This window comes from Paraburkholderia lacunae (assembly GCF_003353175.1).
In the GTDB taxonomy this organism is placed as follows: domain Bacteria; phylum Pseudomonadota; class Gammaproteobacteria; order Burkholderiales; family Burkholderiaceae; genus Paraburkholderia; species Paraburkholderia lacunae.
Genome location: NZ_QHKS01000010.1, coordinates 222537 through 239151, shown reverse-complemented (window position 1 = coordinate 239151; position 16615 = coordinate 222537). Strand labels below are relative to the sequence as shown.

14 protein-coding genes and 2 pseudogenes are annotated in these 16615 nt (G+C 63.0%); 10 read left to right on the top strand and 6 right to left on the bottom strand.

Annotation, left to right across the window (positions count from 1 at the left end; translation table 11 throughout):
* Window positions 1–65 precede the first annotated feature (65 nt).
* A complete protein-coding gene (locus tag DLM46_RS17560; protein ID WP_244306271.1) occupies window positions 66–731 on the bottom strand; it encodes a DUF1120 domain-containing protein in 666 nt (221 codons plus the stop codon).
* Window positions 732–1108: 377 nt separating this feature from the next.
* On the opposite strand from DLM46_RS17560, the pseudogene DLM46_RS41275 reads away from it, so the two are divergent.
* The 3 genes and pseudogenes from DLM46_RS41275 to DLM46_RS17535 all read left to right on the top strand — a co-directional run.
* A pseudogene (locus tag DLM46_RS41275) lies at window positions 1109–1280 on the top strand (MFS transporter); the annotation flags it as partial.
* 129 nt (window positions 1281–1409) lie between these two features.
* Entirely contained in the window at window positions 1410–2033 is a 624-nt protein-coding gene (locus tag DLM46_RS17545) for a pyridoxamine 5'-phosphate oxidase family protein (protein WP_115101993.1), read from the top strand.
* Between the two features lie 441 nt (window positions 2034–2474).
* A pseudogene (locus DLM46_RS17535) lies at window positions 2475–3125 on the top strand (asparaginase); the annotation flags it as partial.
* Between the two features lie 155 nt (window positions 3126–3280).
* Here the strand turns inward: DLM46_RS17535 and DLM46_RS17530 are convergent.
* The 4 genes from DLM46_RS17530 to DLM46_RS17515 all read right to left on the bottom strand — a co-directional run bounded on the left by DLM46_RS17530 (window position 3281) and on the right by DLM46_RS17515 (window position 7225).
* A complete protein-coding gene (locus tag DLM46_RS17530; protein ID WP_115101991.1) occupies window positions 3281–4078 on the bottom strand; it encodes a hypothetical protein in 798 nt (265 codons plus the stop codon).
* A 144-nt stretch (window positions 4079–4222) separates the two neighbouring features.
* A complete protein-coding gene (locus DLM46_RS17525; protein WP_115101990.1) occupies window positions 4223–4537 on the bottom strand; it encodes an AtuA-related protein in 315 nt (104 codons plus the stop codon).
* Between the two features lies 1 nt (window position 4538).
* Window positions 4539–5897, bottom strand: coding sequence for an acyclic terpene utilization AtuA family protein (locus DLM46_RS17520; protein ID WP_115102094.1), 1359 nt, complete (start codon window positions 5895–5897; stop codon window positions 4539–4541).
* 23 nt (window positions 5898–5920) lie between these two features.
* Window positions 5921–7225 (bottom strand): CitMHS family transporter, encoded by a 1305-nt coding sequence (locus DLM46_RS17515; protein ID WP_115102092.1) that lies wholly within the window; start codon window positions 7223–7225, stop codon window positions 5921–5923.
* A gap of 99 nt (window positions 7226–7324) precedes the next feature.
* Between DLM46_RS17515 and DLM46_RS17510 the strand changes: the two genes are divergently transcribed.
* The 4 genes from DLM46_RS17510 (at window position 7325) to DLM46_RS17495 (ending at window position 12164) form a co-directional block, all read left to right on the top strand.
* Window positions 7325–8236 carry a LysR family transcriptional regulator gene (locus DLM46_RS17510; RefSeq protein ID WP_115101989.1) on the top strand — a complete coding sequence of 304 codons (912 nt, stop codon included), beginning with the start codon at window positions 7325–7327 and terminating at the stop codon, window positions 8234–8236.
* A 278-nt stretch (window positions 8237–8514) separates the two neighbouring features.
* Complete coding sequence (locus DLM46_RS17505; protein WP_115101988.1) at window positions 8515–9084, top strand: DUF4142 domain-containing protein; 570 nt, start codon at window positions 8515–8517, stop codon at window positions 9082–9084.
* A gap of 216 nt (window positions 9085–9300) precedes the next feature.
* Complete coding sequence (locus DLM46_RS17500; RefSeq protein ID WP_115101987.1) at window positions 9301–11034, top strand: tetratricopeptide repeat protein; 1734 nt, start codon at window positions 9301–9303, stop codon at window positions 11032–11034.
* 104 nt (window positions 11035–11138) lie between these two features.
* Complete coding sequence (locus DLM46_RS17495; RefSeq protein ID WP_115101986.1) at window positions 11139–12164, top strand: aldo/keto reductase; 1026 nt, start codon at window positions 11139–11141, stop codon at window positions 12162–12164.
* A 126-nt stretch (window positions 12165–12290) separates the two neighbouring features.
* Here DLM46_RS17495 and DLM46_RS17490 read toward each other — a convergent pair whose 3' ends face one another.
* Window positions 12291–13034 carry an SDR family oxidoreductase gene (locus DLM46_RS17490; RefSeq protein WP_115101985.1) on the bottom strand — a complete coding sequence of 248 codons (744 nt, stop codon included), beginning with the start codon at window positions 13032–13034 and terminating at the stop codon, window positions 12291–12293.
* Window positions 13035–13184: 150 nt separating this feature from the next.
* Between DLM46_RS17490 and DLM46_RS17485 the strand changes: the two genes are divergently transcribed.
* The 3 genes from DLM46_RS17485 to cuyB all read left to right on the top strand — a co-directional run bounded on the left by DLM46_RS17485 (window position 13185) and on the right by cuyB (window position 16284).
* The gene (locus DLM46_RS17485) at window positions 13185–14093 is read left to right on the top strand and encodes a LysR family transcriptional regulator (protein ID WP_115101984.1); all 909 of its coding nucleotides are present in this window, start codon (window positions 13185–13187) and stop codon (window positions 14091–14093) included.
* A gap of 106 nt (window positions 14094–14199) precedes the next feature.
* Window positions 14200–14514, top strand: coding sequence for a single-stranded DNA-binding protein (locus DLM46_RS17480; protein WP_115101983.1), 315 nt, complete (start codon window positions 14200–14202; stop codon window positions 14512–14514).
* A 201-nt stretch (window positions 14515–14715) separates the two neighbouring features.
* Window positions 14716–16284: a cysteate racemase gene (gene cuyB / locus DLM46_RS17475; protein WP_115101982.1), complete on the top strand. Its 1569-nt coding sequence runs from the start codon at window positions 14716–14718 to the stop codon at window positions 16282–16284.
* The last annotated feature ends 331 nt before the right edge of the window (window positions 16285–16615 follow it).

The window sequence follows — 16615 nt, the reverse complement described above, 5'->3', positions numbered from 1 at the left end:
ACGAACAGGCACGCCCCTGGAGGGAGCGCGCCTCGCTGCATGAATAGACGCGGGTGGCTTCCGGGTTACAGGTAGACGAGCGACACGGTAGCGAGACCGTCGAGGTCGATTTCTTTGCTCATGTCGAGGTTGGAGGTCTTGTCGATCGCGGCTTGCAGTTCCAGCGTGCCGGTGAAGACCTTCGCCGCGACGGGAACCGTCAGGCCGGTCTTGGCCCAGGATTGGATCTGCGAACCGTTCGACGCCAGGAAGCCGGATGACGACGTCCAGCTACTGCCGGCGTTGGTCGAGTAAATCGAGTCGACCTTCGTGCCGTCCGCAGTGAACGTGCCCGGCTTGAAGCGGAACGCATAGGAACCGATGTTCTTGCCCGATGCGGTGCCGAGACCGTACTGCAAGTTGGCATCAACGTTCAGGCCAAAGAACGCGACGGTGCTGGTGAACGCGCCGGTTCCGGCGCGATTGTCCGCGCCCTTCAGCGCGACGCGTGCGACGGCGTCACAGGTGATCGTGAGCGTATCGGACTTGACGTCGAGCAACGTGAGCGCGGTCGGATTGAGGGCCGCCGTGCCGATGTTGCCGTAGTCGAACGTGCCGCCACCGGCCAGCGTCGGCGTACAGGCGGCCGGCTTGATGACGCCGCTGACCTTGATGTCGAACGAATCCGCGAAGGCGGACGAACAGGCGACGGCGACGGCGCCGGCCATGACGAGACGAGTGATTTTTTTCACTTGGTTGGTTTCCAGCGAAATGACAGGACAAAAGCGACGGCAAACGCCGCACGCTCCATTTAAATTGCCTTGAATAAAAATAAAAGGCACAACCCAATTAATTATTCCATTGGGTAATCTGGATTTTAGAATTTGAGACGCATTCTCAGAATAGGACTCCGGATGGATTAATTATCTTGAATTAAGACAAGTCTTATGTGCATGGCGAACGAGGCGCGCAGCGATCAGCCTGAGCGGCGTGTGGCCTTATTTTCGGCGTTGACCCAACTGAAACGGACGGTCCGTATCCGCGCGGCACAGGTTTCATTCGAACGCAAGTATCACGTCATTCAAGCTACAAACGGTGCGATGCATGGACAATTGGACTTTGGTCCGATGCAACGGAAACCAACAGCGTAGTGGTGCGGTTATCGCTCGTGCAACTGCGTATGCCGGACGAAATGCCGGGTCGCGTGAGCGAGGTCAATTCATTTTTTAATCTGAATGTCGAATCAACCGGGCTAGTTCGAATCCGCCGTGACGGCAGGGTGGTGGGGCGCGCAACTGGCCAGGCGCCATGCCCATGTTCTCAGTTTTTGAAAGACTGGTTCCCGATATCGCCGGGTTCTCGTTGAACATGGAAGCCTGTAACGTTGGACGTGCCACCTGCTGAGGCATCCGCGAAAAAGGAGCCGTTCAATGATTCGCCCACATCCGTATTCGAGCGACATCGCGTTCACGCCCACTGTGAAGGCGTTCCAGACGCGGCACGGCTCGCGTGCCGCCTATGCGCGCATGGAAACCGAACGCGGCTGGCAGACCCGCATTACGCCGGATGTCGCGAGATTCATCGAACGCCAGACGAGCGTGTTCTTCGCCACCGCGAACGACGAAGGGCAACCCTACATTCAGCATCGCGGCGGCCCCGCGGGTTTCCTGCATGTGCTCGACGACCGCACGATTGCGTTCGCCGATTTCGCCGGCAACCGCCAATACATTACGCAGGGCAATCTCGCGGACAATCCGAAGGCGTACCTGTTTCTGATCGACTACGCACACCAGCAGCGCATCAAGGTCTGGGGCGAGGCGCGCGTGGTCGAAGACGATCCCGCGCTGCTGGCAAAGCTGATGCCGCAAGGGTACAAAGCGCGCGGCGAACGCACGATCGTGATGACGGTGAGCGCATGGGACGTGAACTGCCCGCAGCATATTCCGCAGCGTTTCGACGCAGCGGACGTGGCCGCTGCGTTGGACGAACGCGACCGGCGCATCGAAGCGCTCGAGGCGGAGCTCGCGCAACTGCGGAAAGCGTCGCGCGCATGATTTGACGCGGGCTTCGATCCGCTAGGATGGTGTCTACGTCACTCGATCGTCATTATCATGCGTATTGCTCCTTTACCTCGGCTCCTTTACCTCGGCTCCTTTACCTCGGCTCCTTTACCTCGGCTCCTTTACCTCCGCTCCAGGGTTGCTGCGCAAATAGCCACGCCAGCGCCGCACCGCCGGCGGCGACCACGCCCGACTGAGCCGCGGTCACCGACAAAGGCGGCAACGACGAATCGCGCATCACGCGTTTGGTCACGCACACAGGTGGCGGCGTTGATCGATTACCTCGTCGGGCATATTCACGACACGGCGTGATGAGAGGTTAGGCGCGTCGCGCGGCGCGGATTTGGCTTGCGCGAAAGACAAACGTAGAATCGCTCGCTTGACGACGCTACCTAGCGAATGCATCGCGATCGAAAAAACGGGAGGAGCACAAGCATGAGTCAACGCGAAACCGGGCCGATCGCGGCCGCAGTCTATCGTGGCGGCGTGATCGAGAACACGCACATCGCTCATGTTGCGGTAGTTCAGGCCGACGGCCGCCTGCTGTATTCGTTCGGCGATCCGTCGCGCTTGACGCTGGTGCGCTCCGTGGCGAAGCCTGCGCAGGCGTTGGCCGTGATCGAAACCGGGGCGCTCGAGCGGTTTGGTTTCAACGAAGCCGACCTCGCGCTGATGTGCGCTTCTCACAGCAGCGAGCCGCGCCATATCGAACGCACCCGGCAGATGCTGGAGAAGGCGCAGGTCAGCGAGGCGGATTTGCGTTGCGGCGGCCATCCTCCTTTGTCCGATGCCATTTATGTCGACTGGCTGAAGCGCGACTTCAAACCGGGCGCGGTGTGCAGCAATTGCTCGGGCAAGCACGCGGGCATGCTGGCCGGCGCGCAGGCCATCGGCGCGGCGCTGAAGGACTATCACCTGCCCGAACATCCGTTGCAGGCTCGCGTGAAGCATACGGTTGCCGACGTATGCGATCTGGCAGACGATGCCGTGCAATGGGCGACCGACGGCTGCAATCTGCCGACGCCGGCGTTTGCGCTCGATCGCCTTGCGCGTCTCTTTGCGAAGCTTGCCGATGCCGCCGGAGCGCAGCAACGCGCCCCCCTCGATGCATACCGCACACCGCCGATGCGCAACACGATGGGCATCGAAACGGGACATCTTTCGATCACGCTCGCGCTTGAACCGCGTCCGCAGTAACGGCACGTGTACGAGCGTTGCCTAACGCTTCGTGTGCGTCATCGTCAAGCGGGCTTTGCGCCCCCCGGGTCGGCCGGCTTGAAGCGGCTCTGCACGGCAACGAGCTGATCGTCGCTGATGGCGACGAGCCACAAGCGCGCCCGCTCGACCATATGCCGGTTGTGATCCTTCAACGAGCCCATCGAGACCGCGGTTTTCCACGCCACCGGCGCGACACGGCTCGTTCTTCCGGACGGCGTGCCGACCAGCAGGGAGTAAGGCCCAAGCGGAAGCGAGACGAGCGGCAAAGCCGGGCTCGCGCGCACCCGCCAATCGATAAACGGTGTTTCGCTAAAGAGCAGTGGCGTGGGCAAGCCGTGCAGCACGGTGAAGTCATAAAGCGCGAGTTGTTCACGCATGCCGACATACACACGCCGGATATCGGCGACGACGGCAGCGCGGATTTCATCGTCGAACATCGCTTCCTGTGCGTAGCGTGCCATCGCCTGCTGGGCATCGAACTGATAGGCGCTAAAGATGCCAAGCTCGACGCAATCGTGCACCGCGCGTTGCACCTCGGCCGCCGAACCCGCTTCTTCCGGTTTGCCGAACTGGGCGGCGCGCAGGAAGCGGGCGAGCCCGGCTTCCTGAATGGCGGGGCCCTCGGCCTGCGGATCGTCAGCGGCGTCTTTGCCGAGCGCCACGTAGACGTATTTCTCGGCGGCGAAACGCGACTTCTTGCCGTCGTCGAACTTGATTTCGCCATCGACGCAGTCGAGATAGCGCGTCCCGACCCGGCCATGCTCCCACACGTAATTCTTCAGGAAGGGACGTAACGGATGCAGCGTGTCGTGGTCAGTCATTGCCAACTCCGGTGCCGCAGTGAGGTTTCCGGATGTTCGCACAACATCGCGGCGCTGCACAGAAACCTCGTTACCCGTCGAATGGGCCAGCCAGGTTTTTTGCGTGAATCCGGGCGGCGGCTCCCGTTTGTTGTGCCTGCATACTTACGATGACGGTGCGTCGATCTCCAGATCCAGCAACGCGGAACTCAAAGACTTGCCGTGCGCATCGAGGGCGAGCGAGCGCGTGACGCCGCCGCCTAGCGCTTGCGTCAGCACGAAATTGAACGCGCCGAGGTTGGGCAATTCAAAACGCGTCACCGGACCTTGCACGACGTCAGCCAGATGGGCTTTCACGCGTTCGGCGCTGACTTGCTGCCGCAGATGCTCATAATGCCGCGCGTCGTAGCAAATCACCGAAACGTTCAGCGTATTGCCTTTGTCGCCGGTTCGCGAATGGGCGAGGTCCCGCAGTTTCATCTCAAGCCTCCACCCATTCGAATGACGGGCTGACGTGCGTCCTCGGCAACAGAATCGACTGCACGGCGAGCACCTCGCGGGTTGCTTTCGTCGCGCCGCCACCGCCTGCGGGGCCATTGGTATAAAGCGTCTCGACCTCGTTGCCGATCTGCTCGGCGTGCTCGGCCGAGGCTGTGCGCGCGACCACGCGAGCGCGCACCTCATACGGCTCGGCGCCGCGCGCGCCCGCCTTTTCGCCGTGCAAGGCATTCAGGCCGATCAGGTCGAAACGCAATTCGCGCGTTTCGACGCCGCTCAGTTCGAGCCTTTCCCGAACGATATCGAGTGCGAGCCGCGCCCGTTCGACCGCGCCCGGACCGCCGTAAGAAATTTGCCCTTCGCCGATAAATCCGTCGACATATGCAACCGATACCTTCAGCGTATCCGTGCGCGGCGTGCCGCGGCCGCCGGTGACACGCACGCGGTCATGCGCTTCCTCGATCACGCGAACCTGCGTAAAGTCGGCGACCACATCCGGTTGCAGATAGCGTTGCGGATCGTGAATCTCGTAGAGCAATTGTTCCTTGCAGGTCGCCTCGGTGACGCAGCCGCCCGCATGCGGCACCTTCGTGATGGAGACGGAACCATCGGCACTGACCTCGCCGATCGGAAAGCCGAGGCGCGCAAGGTTCGGCACATTCCTGAAGCCCGGATCGGCGAAGTATCCGCCCGTCACCTGTCCCGCGCACTCGAGTAGATGGCCGACGACGGTCGCCTGTCCCAGCGTCGCCCAATCGTCCATGTTCCAGCCGAATTCGTGAATCAGCGGCGCGGTGAAGAGCGACGGATCGGCGACCCGGCCCGTCAATATGATGTCTGCGCCGGCCGCCAGCGCTTCCGCGATCGGCGCGGCGCCGAGATAGGCGTTTGCCGAAACGAGGCGGTCATGAAAGGACGCGACGCTTTCGCCCGATTCCTCGAAATGGAAATCGCCTTGTCGCACGACGTCGAGCACGTCGTCTCCCGTGACCGCGGCGATCTTCAAGCCGGTGATGCCGAGCGCCTGTGCGATTCGCGCCGTTTCGCGCGCAGCGGCGCGCGGATTGGCGGCGCCCATGTTCGAGACGATCCGCACGCCATTGCGTACGGCGATGGGCAAGACAGCGTTCATCCGTGCCGTCAGCAGCGGGTCATAGCCAAGCTCAGGATCTTTGCGCCGCGCCTGCTGGGCGATCGCGATGGTCCGCTCGGCCAGGCACTCGAATACGAGGTAATCGAGTGCGCCATGTTCCGCCAGTTCGACCGCGGGTTCGATGCGGTCGCCTGAATAGCCGGCGCCCGCGCCAAGCCGGACCACGCGCGCGTGTGAAGTTGCTGCCATGCTGGTATCGCCCGTGAATGCGCTCATAGAGGAAAAACGCCCAGCACGACACACGCGATCGTCATCACGATCGATGCGCCGAACAGAAGCGGGAATGTAAATTTCTGGTGGTCCGCGAGATCGATGCCGCATAAGCCGACCACGAGGAACGTAGCGGGCGTCAGCGGACTGACCGGAAAGCCCGTCGTCATCTGGCCGAGCAGCGCCGCCTGACCGACATGCACCGCCGGCACACCGAGCTGCGCGGCCACTTCGGCGATGACCGGCAGCACGCCGAAATAGAACGAGTCGGGATCGAACAGCATGCTGAGCGGCATCGCAACGAGGCCGAGCGCGACCGGGATGTGGCCGGCCATGGCGGGCGGCACGAAGCCGACAGCCGCCTGCACCATCGCCTTGAGCATGCCGCTGCCCTGCATGATGCCGGTGAATACGCCTGCCGCGAGAAGAATGCCCGCCATCATCAGCGCGGCGCGCGCGTGCGCATCGATCCGCTTGCGCTGCAGCTCCACGTTCGGATAGTTCACCATCAACGCAATGCACAAACCGACCATGAACATGATCGCCGGCGGGATTTTCTCGCCCATCACGACCATCGTGCCCAGCACGATCAACGTCAGCACAATGTTGAACCAGAAGTTTTGCGGGCGGCGCAGCGCCTGTTCTTCCTGCGTGAGTTCACGTTTGGGCATCGGGATGGCGCCGTCGGCGGCGGACAGGCCGAGGCGCTTTTCTTCACGCCGGCCGAGCCAGAACGCGACGCCGAAGACGAACACGAGGCCGGCGATCTGAACTGGAATCAGCGGATTGAACAGCGCGGAAATGGGTAGATGAAGCGATGCCGACGCACGGATCATCGGTCCTGTCCACGGCAGAAAGTTGATGCCCGCCGCCATCGATACCGCCGCGGCCAGCACGCGCCGATCCATGTTCAGGCGGTCATAGAGCGGCAGCATCGCAGGCACCGTCACCAGAAAACAGACCGCGCCGGAGCCGTCCAGGTGAATCAGCAGGGCGAGCAGCGTGGTGCCCACGACGATCCGCGTCGGTTTCGTGCCGACCGCGCGAAGAATGCGATCGATGATGGGATCGAGTGTGCCGGCATCGGTGATCGTGCCGAAATAGAGGATCGCGAACACGAACATGCCGACTACCGGCGCGAGGCTCTTGAGTCCGTCGATGACGAATTTGCTCGTTTGCAAGCCGAAGCCGCCGATCAGCGACGCGGCGATCGGCACGATGATCAGCGCGACCAGCGGCGACATGCGTTTTGAAAGGATCGCCCCGAGCAGGACGGCGATGGTGGCGAGCCCCAGCAATGGCAGCATCTGCTTGTCTCCGAACTTGTTTTTTAGTGCGTTCCAGCGTAGTTTCGCGGTGACAATAAAGCAATTGAAATGATTTGATCGCAGCAATCACGGAATGTAATGGATCTGAATCTTCGCGATATCCGGGCGTTCATCGCTGTGGCGCAGACAGGCAACTTCACGCGCGCGGCGGCGCAGTTGCATCTGTCGCAGCCTGCGTTGACGGTGCAAATCCGCCGCCTCGAGGAGACGGTCGGCGCACGGCTGTTCGATCGCAATAGCCGCAACGTAGCGTTGACGCCGACAGGACGCGAGCTGCTGCCGGTGCTGCAAAAATCGCTCTACGACATGGAGCATGTGTTGCTCGACGCCCGCGCGCTCGGCGACGGTTCGACGGGGACGGTCCGCGTTGCGTGCTTGCCGTCGTTTGCGGCGAGCCTGCTGCCCGATCTGATTCGCGCGTTCAAACACGATTTCCCGCGCGTGAGATTTCATATTCGCGACGTGGTGGCGGGCATGGTGAACACGCTGGTGCGCAACGAAGAGGTCGACGTTGGCTTGACTGGCGGCGAACTATCCGATTCGGCGCTCGAGGTGCTGCACGTCGGGGAAGACCGGTTGGTCGTGGTCTGTCCACAGGATCATCCGCTGGCACGCAAGCGCCGCATCACGTTGAAGGATCTCGTCAGCGTGCCGCTCGTGTTGACGGCGCGCGGCACGAGCGTGCGCGCGGTCGTCGATGCCGCGCTGGCGAACGCTCACTGCACGCCCGAGGTGAGTTGCGAGCCCACCTACATGATGACGGCGGTGGCGATGGTGCGCGGCGGCCTCGGCGTGACGATACTGCCGGGCTCCGCGCGCGAAGTGCTGGCGGAGCCGAACCTGGTGGCCCGACCGATCGACGAACCGGCCTTCGTGCGACCGATCGCGCTAATCAGAAAGCGCGGACGAACGCTGTCGCCGGCGACGGAGGCCTTCGTTGCCGTGCTGCTGCAAAGACTGGAACGCGAATCCGCGATGCGGCTGCGATAAGGCTGCGATAAGGCTGCGATAAGGCTGCGATAAGGTTGCGATAAGGCGGGGCACCCAAATACACGCTTTGCAAGGCAAAAAAACCCGAAAAAAATCCAAAAAATAAACCGTTACCTAAGGTTACAGAAACGACAGCACCGTTGCACACACCACGTAAAGCGGCTCCTAGAATGCAAAGCGATCGATCGCGGCATCGCTACTCGCCAGCAAGTCAACTGCAAGCCGGTAGCCATGCACCGCGCATCGGTGCTCTTTCGCTTCCATTACAAGGAGAACGTATGATTCGCTTGCCTCTCGCCATCACCAGCGCCTGCATGGCCAGCCTTCTGGTTGTCGCTACGGCCGCCAGCGCTCAAACTTCGCCAGCTGCGCCGTCGGCCGCAACGCCGGAAGCCGGTCGTCTGCATGGCGCCGATCAGGCGTTCATCGCGGATGCAACCCGGGCCGTCTCCACGCAGCGCGATGCCGCGCGCATCGCCACGTCGCGCTCCACCGATAGGGAAGTCAAGGCATTTGCCGAACGCGTGTCGAACGACAACGCCAAACTGTCGGAGGCACTGCGCGCCGCCAGCCCGCGCGGCGTCGACGTGCCGAAGAACGATCCGGACACCGCGCTGCTCGCGAGCATCAACAACCTGCGCGGCGCCGAATTCGACAAGACCTACATCGAGCAGGTCGCGCTCGCCGGCGAGCAAAAAGCAATCTCGGCATTTCAGGCGGAAATCGCGTCGGGTCGCGACGAACAATTGAAGGACGTAGCGAAAAAGGGGCTCCCGACCGTCCAGGAACACTACGCCATGGCTCAGGAACTCGCTAAACGCAAGCATCTGCACGCAGCAGCGCAGTAATGCCTGAAGCGCGTCACGCGGCGGCGTGACGCGCGCTACTACCATCGCCCGTTGCGTGCGCGGTGATTCAAGTCGCGTAGTTGCGGCCGTTCGAATGCGTTCTTTTCGGCGATAATCGGCGTCATTCTTTCGAGTCAGGGTTGCGCAGCGTTTTGCGCGGTTCAGCAATTCGAAAGCTGTCTTCCGATCCCACACGCATTCGATAAAAGCTCACCCATGAGCAAGCCTGCCAATCTGCCGCAACAGTTGGACAACATGCTTCGGCAAGCCGTCGCGCTTCAGCAGAACGGCGCATTCGCCGAGGCCGAAGAACTCTATCGCGAGATTCTCGAACTCAAGCCACGCCATGTCGGCGCGCTGCAACTGCTGGGCGCGCTCGCCCTGCAAGCGGGCCGGCTGCAAGAGGGCATCGAGCTGCTCAGGAAAGCCATCGGCATCGATGCGAAACAGGCGCCGATCCATTCGAATCTCGCCTATGCGCTCAACGCGTTGCAGCGTTTCGACGAAGGCCTCGCGAGCGCCGATCGCGCGCTGGCGCTTCAGGCCAGGTTTCCCGACGCGTTGAACAATCGCGGCAACGCGCAGGCGGGTCTGAATCGGCCCGCGCAGGCGCTCGGCAGCTTTGATCGCGCGCTCGCCTTGATGCCGGATTTCGCGCAAGCCTGGAATAATCGCGCTTGCGTGCTGCGCGATCTGGGCCGTCCGGCCGATGCGTTGGCAAGCTGCGATCGCGCGCTCGCCTTGCAGCCGAATTATCCCGACGCCTGGAGCAATCGCGGCAATGCGCTCAGCGATCTGAACCAGCCGGAAGAGGCGCAACGCAGCTATCGGCGCGCGCTCGAACTCGCGCCCGCGTTGGCCGACGCCTGGAACAATCTCGGCCTGACTCAGATCGATCTCAACGAGCACGCGCAGGCGTTGCTCAGCTACGAGCGCGCGCTGGCGTTGAATCCCGCTTCCGCCGAGACGCATTGGAACGAAGCGCTGTGTCTGCTGCAACTGGGGCGGCTCGAAGCGGGGTGGCAGAAGTACGAGTGGCGTTGGGAACGCAGCCGGATCAAGCAAAGCAGGCGCCGCTTTGCCGAACCCCTCTGGCTGGGCGATTTTTCACTCGACGGCAAAACCATTCTCCTGCACGCGGAGCAGGGCCTGGGCGACACGCTGCAGTTTTGCCGCTATGCCGCGCTGGTGTCGAAGCTCGGGGCCAAAGTCGTGCTCGAAGTGCCGCCCGAATTGATGCGGCTCATGTCCACACTCGACGGCGTGGATCAATGGGTCGAAGCCGGACAGGCGCTGCCGCCGTTCGATTGTCACTGCCCGTTGCTGAGTTTGCCGCTCGCATTCAGAACCGGCATCGCGAGCATTCCGTCGAAGACACCCTACCTGTTCGCCGACGGCGAGGCCGCCCGCTTGTGGCATGACCGTATCGAAGCACACGCGGACGGCCGCCTGAAAGTCGGGCTCGTCTGGGCCGGCGGAAATCGGCCGCATATCGCCGAACTTCGCAAGAACGACGCGCGCCGCTCGATTACGTTCGAGCGGCTCGCACCGATTCTCGACGTGCCGAACGTGCGGTTCTTCAGTCTGCAAAAAGGTTCGGCGGCGCAGCAACTGCCCGCCGACGAATCGGCTCACCGCGTCTTCGACTACACCGCGGAACTCGATGATTTCGCCGATACCGCGGCATTGGTGGCGAACCTCGACCTGGTGATTTCGGTGGATACGTCCACCGCGCATCTGGCCGGTGCGCTGGACAAGCCGGTATGGATTCTGAATCGCTTCGACACGTGCTGGCGCTGGATGCTCGAGCGCACGGATACGCCGTGGTATCCGTGCGCGACCCTGTTCCGGCAGCCGGCCCTGGGCGATTGGGACAGCGTGATTCGAGCCGTGCGCGACGCGCTGGCCGCATGGAGTAGTGCGGCCTTGCCGGCGGCAGACCCAGGATAAAAACCCGAAGCGCGGCGCGCGGCGGCGAGCCAGCTGACGTGTTTGCGCCGACGCGCGTAGACTGAATGTCCGTTTATCGACGGCTATGCCATGGAGATTCATCAATGGAATACAGACATTTGGGTGCGTCCGGTTTCACGGTGCCGGTGCTGAGTTTCGGCACGGGCACGTTCGGCGGCAAGGGCGAATTCTTCGAAGCGTGGGGCGCCACCGACGTGGCCGAGGCGCGCCGTTTGATCGACATCTGCTTCGACGCGGGCGTCACCATGTTCGACAGTGCGGACATCTATTCGAGCGGCGCTTCCGAGTCGGTGCTCGGCGAAGCGCTCAAGGGCAAGCGCGACAAAGCGATCATCTCGACCAAGGCGACCTTCCGCTTCGACGATGATCCGAACAGTGTCGGCTCATCCCGCTTTCATCTGATTCGGGCGGTCGATGCGGCGCTCAAGCGCCTGCAAACGGACTACATCGATCTGTTCCAGTTGCACGGCTTCGACGCGAAGACGCCGATCGCCGAAGTCCTGTCCACGCTCGACGATCTCGTGCGCGCCGGCAAGATCCGCTACACCGGCGTGTCGAATTTCTCCGGCTGGCAACTGATGAAATCGCAGGACATCGCGGATCGCTACGGCTATCCGCGCTATGTCGCGAATCAGACGTACTACTCGCTCGTCGGCCGCGATTACGAGTGGGAGCTGATGCCGCTCGGCATCGATCAAGGCGTGGGCGCGGTGGTGTGGAGTCCGCTCGGCTGGGGGCGCCTGACCGGCAAGATCAAACGCGGTCAGCCGCTGCCGGATACGAGCCGTCTGCATAAGACCGCCGACATGGGGCCGCCGGTGCCGGACGAGTATCTGTTCCGTGTGCTCGACGCGATCGACGAGGTCGCCGCCGAAACCGGCAAGACGGTGGCGCAAATCGCGCTGAACTGGCTGTTGCAGCGTCCAACGGTATCCACGGTGCTGATCGGCGCGCGCAACGAAGAACAGTTGCGGCAGAATCTCGGCGCGGTCGGCTGGAATCTGACGCCCGAACAGGTGACCAAACTCGATGCCGCGAGCGCCGTGCGTCCGGCTTATCCGTACTGGCATCAGGAAGGGTTTGCCGAGCGCAATCCGCCGCCGGTTTAAGCGCTTTGCAATAAGCGTCAACGTTCTCCGGCCCGACGTCGTTTCACGAGTTCGGCCGGAGCGGCGAACAGTTCGCCGTCATAGCGGCGGCGGGCGAGGGCGCCTTTTGAACAGGTTCACGCGGTTTCAGGCGAGCCCGCCGTTGGCCCGCAGGATCTGGCCGTTGACCCAGCCGGCGTCCGGACCGGCGAGGAACGACACCACCGACGCGATATCGTCCGGCTGGCCAAGGCGTTGCAGCGGCGGCATCTTCGCGAAGGTCTGGATCTGCTCTTCGGTCTTGCCGTCGAGGAACAGCGACGTGGCGATCGGGCCCGGCGCAACGGCGTTGACGGTGATGTTGCGGCCGCGCAGTTCCTTGGCGAACACGTGCGTGAACGCTTCGACTGCGGCCTTCGTTCCGTTGTAGACCGCGTAGCCAGGCATGTTCAGCGCGAGCGTGGTGCTCGAGAAGTTGACGATGCGCCCGCCGTCGTTCATCCGGGCCGCGGCTTCACGCAAGGTGTTGAAGGTGCCGCGCACGTTGATGTCGAAGGTCTGGTCGTACAGCGCGTCGCTGGTGTCGGCGAGCGGCACGGTCTTCAGCACGCCGGCGTTGTTGACCAGTACGTCCACCTTGCCGAGTTGCTGTTCGGTGGTTTCGAACATGCGGCGTACCTCGTCGGCCTTCGAGACGTCGGCCTTCACTGCGATCGCCCTGGCGCCGGCAGCCTTCAGTTCGGCGATCAGTGCGTCGGCTTCCGTCGAGCTCGATGCGTAGTTGACGGCGACTGCGAAACCGTCTTTAGCGAGGCGTTGCGCAACCGCTGCGCCGATGCCGCGGGACGCGCCGGTCACGATGGCGACTCGAGCGTTTTTGATCGTGTTCATGGTTCGTTTCCTTCTGTGTGATGAGTGGGTGAGACGAATCATCGGTGTTTTCTTCTCGGAGATAATCAGATTGAAATTGCTATTAGAATTCCATTTGCTTTAATAATTATCGGGTGGCCTTCCGGCGGACCCGATATATAGGCGTTGAACATGGATCGTTTCGAGGAAATGCGGGTGTTCGTGCGGATTGCCGAGCGGCAGAGCTTCACGCGGGCGTCAGACGATCTGCAGATTCCGCGCGCCACCGTCACCAATCTGATGAAGCGCATGGAACAGCGGCTCGGCGCGCGGCTGCTGGAGCGCACCACGCGCTCGGTGCGCCTCACGCATGACGGCGAGGCGTATTACCGGCGTTGCGTGCGTCTCATCGCCGATATGGAGGAGGCGGAGGGCTCGTTCACGAACATCGCGCCGAAGGGCCTGTTGCGGGTGAATTTGCAGGGCACGCTGGCGCGGCACTTCGTCGTGCCGGCGCTGCCGGAGTTCCTCGCGCAGTTTCCCGGGATCGAGCTGACGATCGGCGAGGACGACCGGCTGGTCGATCTGGTGCGTGAGGGGATCGATTGCGTGCTGCGAGCGGGGCATTTGCAGGATTCGTCGATGGTGGGGCGGCGCGTCGCGCAACTGCCGCAAGTGACAGTGGCGAGCCCGGCCTATCTGGCGGCCCACGGCGAGCCTGCCGAGCCGACGGAGCTGTCCGCGCACCGGGCGGTCAACTACCTGTCGAGCGCGACCGGCAAAGCGGTGCCGCTCGAATTCACTGTCGACGGCCGCGAGAGCGCGGTGTATCTGCCGGCGACGGTGTCGGTGACCGGCGCCGATCTCTACACCGGCTCGGCGCTGGCCGGCCTCGGCATCGTGCAGGTGCCGCAGTACCGCGTGGCGGCAGAACTGGCCTCAGCGCGGTTGAAGGTCATCCTGGCGGATTTTCCGCCGCCGCCGCTGCCGGTGTCGGTGCTCTATCCGCAGAACCGCCAGTTGTCGTCGCGCGTGCGGGTGTTTGCGCAGTGGCTGCGCGATATCTTCGAAGCCGCCGGCGCGGCCAATGGCTCGCCGTGAACGCGAGGCCATGCACTGAACTCAGGTGCTGTTTAGCGTGGGATCATGCGTGCCGTGCCGGCGATATTGTTTTTTTGCACGATGAGCGGATAAGAGGAGCAGGGCAATGATCGATGGACTGGTGGGCGGGAGGCTGTTCGGCGACGCGCAGGTTCGCACGGGGCAAAACGGCAAGCGGTTCGTGACCTGCAAGGTGCGGGCCGCCACTAATGACGGCGATACGATTTTCGTCAATGTGATTGCGTTTGATGACGATGTCCAACGTGGACTGCTGGCGCTGGGCGATGCCGATAGCGTCGCCCTGAGCGGGGCGTTGACGCCCAAGGTCTGGACCGACAAAAATGGCCTGGTCAAGCCGGCTATGGATATGGTTGCACACAAGATGCTGGCGGCTTATGGTTCGCGAGACGACGAGGGCTGAGGTTGATTGCCTGCGCGCAGGCAATCAACCAGGCAATGATCGAGGCCGCAGGCGGCAGGCGTCCAGACAGATGCCGCCGCCCAAGGAACCGCTCAACCCGCTCAACGTTAACCCCATGTCATACAACAACCCCATAATGCCATCTTCAAACCGCGCAAAAGCGGCCTAATATCAAAGCCAACCAAGCCGACGGGGGTCATCATGCAACGCTATCGTTCGCTGGGCATCGTGACCGGCGCGGCGCCGCTGGCGAGCGCCGACGTATTGAGCAAGATGACCGCCGGCGGGCGCCGTTCGCCCACCGCAAGACGATTCGACCTCGTGCTCGAGCAACAGCCGTGGCATGGCCCGGCGTTGATCGACGCGGCGAACGCCGAATTCAAACTCCACGTTTTCGACTCGATCCGTACCTTCGAAAAACGCGGGGTCGATGCCATCGTATTGCCCTGCTTCCTTAGCCATACCTTCATCGACGAGCTGACGGCGAACGCGTCCCTCCCGATCGCCGACATCATGCGGGCGCTTTCGCTGCACGTGCGGCAGGCCTTTCCGTCGGTTCGGCGCGTCGGTGTCCTTACTTCCCATTACATACGCGGCAACGGCCTCTTCGAGCGCTATTTCGACGCCGCGCAATACGACGTGCTGTATCCACGCAATGAACACGGCGTGGATTGCGTCGCCCGCGCGGTGTATGGCGACGACGGCATTAAAAGCGGCCGTCTCTACGGCCGGCCAGTCGAGTTGCTGCGGGCGGCCTGCGTGGACCTCGTCGCGCAAGGCGCGCAAATCATCGTGCCCGGGCTCGCCGAAATCGCCATGGTCGCGCGCGCGCTCGGAACGCTGGACGTGCCGCTGGTCGACGCCAATCGGGTCTACGCGCGCTACGTCGCGGCGGCACAATTCCCGCAGCCGCAGCGGCGCTTCAAGGTGGGCGTGCTGGGCGGTGTCGGACCCGCGGCGACCGTCGATTTCATGGCGAAGCTGGTGCGCAACACGCCGGCTGCGCGCGATCAGGACCATATCAAGGTCATGGTCGAACAGAATCCGCAGATTCCGGATCGCACCGAAGCCCTGCTCGGCAACGGCGACGATCCGACGCTCGCCCTCTACGCGGCCTGCAAGACGCTCGAAGAGGGCGGCGCGGATATCATCGCGATTCCATGCAATACCGCGCATGCGTTCGTCGAGCGGATCCAGCCTGCGCTTAACGTTCCGATCGTCAATATGCTGACCTGTACCGCCGATTATCTGCGCGAGTCGTTCCCGAACCTGCGCGAAGTCGGCATGCTGGCGACTTCGGGTACGCTCGCAAGCCGCGTCTACGAGAAAGCGCTCGCAGCGCGCGGCCTCGTGCAGGTCGCGCCGTCCGCGGCGGCACAGGCGCGGCTGATGAACGCGGTGTACGGACGCCATGGCGCCAAGGCCGGCCATACGTCGGGCGAGTGCAGCGACGACGTCGCCGCCGCGGTCGACGACCTGGTCGCGCAAGGCGTGCAGGTGATCGTGCTGGGCTGCACCGAGCTGCCGCTGCTGCTGCGCGGCTCGACGCTGGCGCGGCCCGGCGGACTGGTGGTGCGGCTGATCGATCCCGCCGAGGTGCTGGCGAGACGCTGTGTGGCAATAGGGCGGCTGATAGTTCGGGTGCCTATGTGCCGGTCGACACGCCGGTCGATACGCCGGCCAACACGCCGGCCGACACGCTGGTCGATTCAGCAGCGCCCACGACGGACCGGTTCAACATGGCGAGCGTATACGGCTAGATCGGGCTAGCCGATGCGCAGCACATAACCCGCAGTGCGTTCGATCGCTTCACCCGCGGCGCCGGTCCGGCCGCTGCCGGAGCGCCACCGCTCACGGTTTTACGCCACCCTTTCAAATCGCTCCCAACCCACGCTGACCGGCCAGACGGCGCGTGTCCGGCGTCGCCGGCTATTGGCCGAAGCGGTGCCGCAGCGACGCCGTGCCGCGGCATGGAAAACTGTATAAATATACAGTATAGTATCCCGCTGCAGCCTGGCCTTCAGCGAGTCGTTCCGCGGGCCCAGGGTGCGCCGAACTTGCGCGGTCGCGAGGCGTCCGTGAGAGGTGGCCCACTCATTCA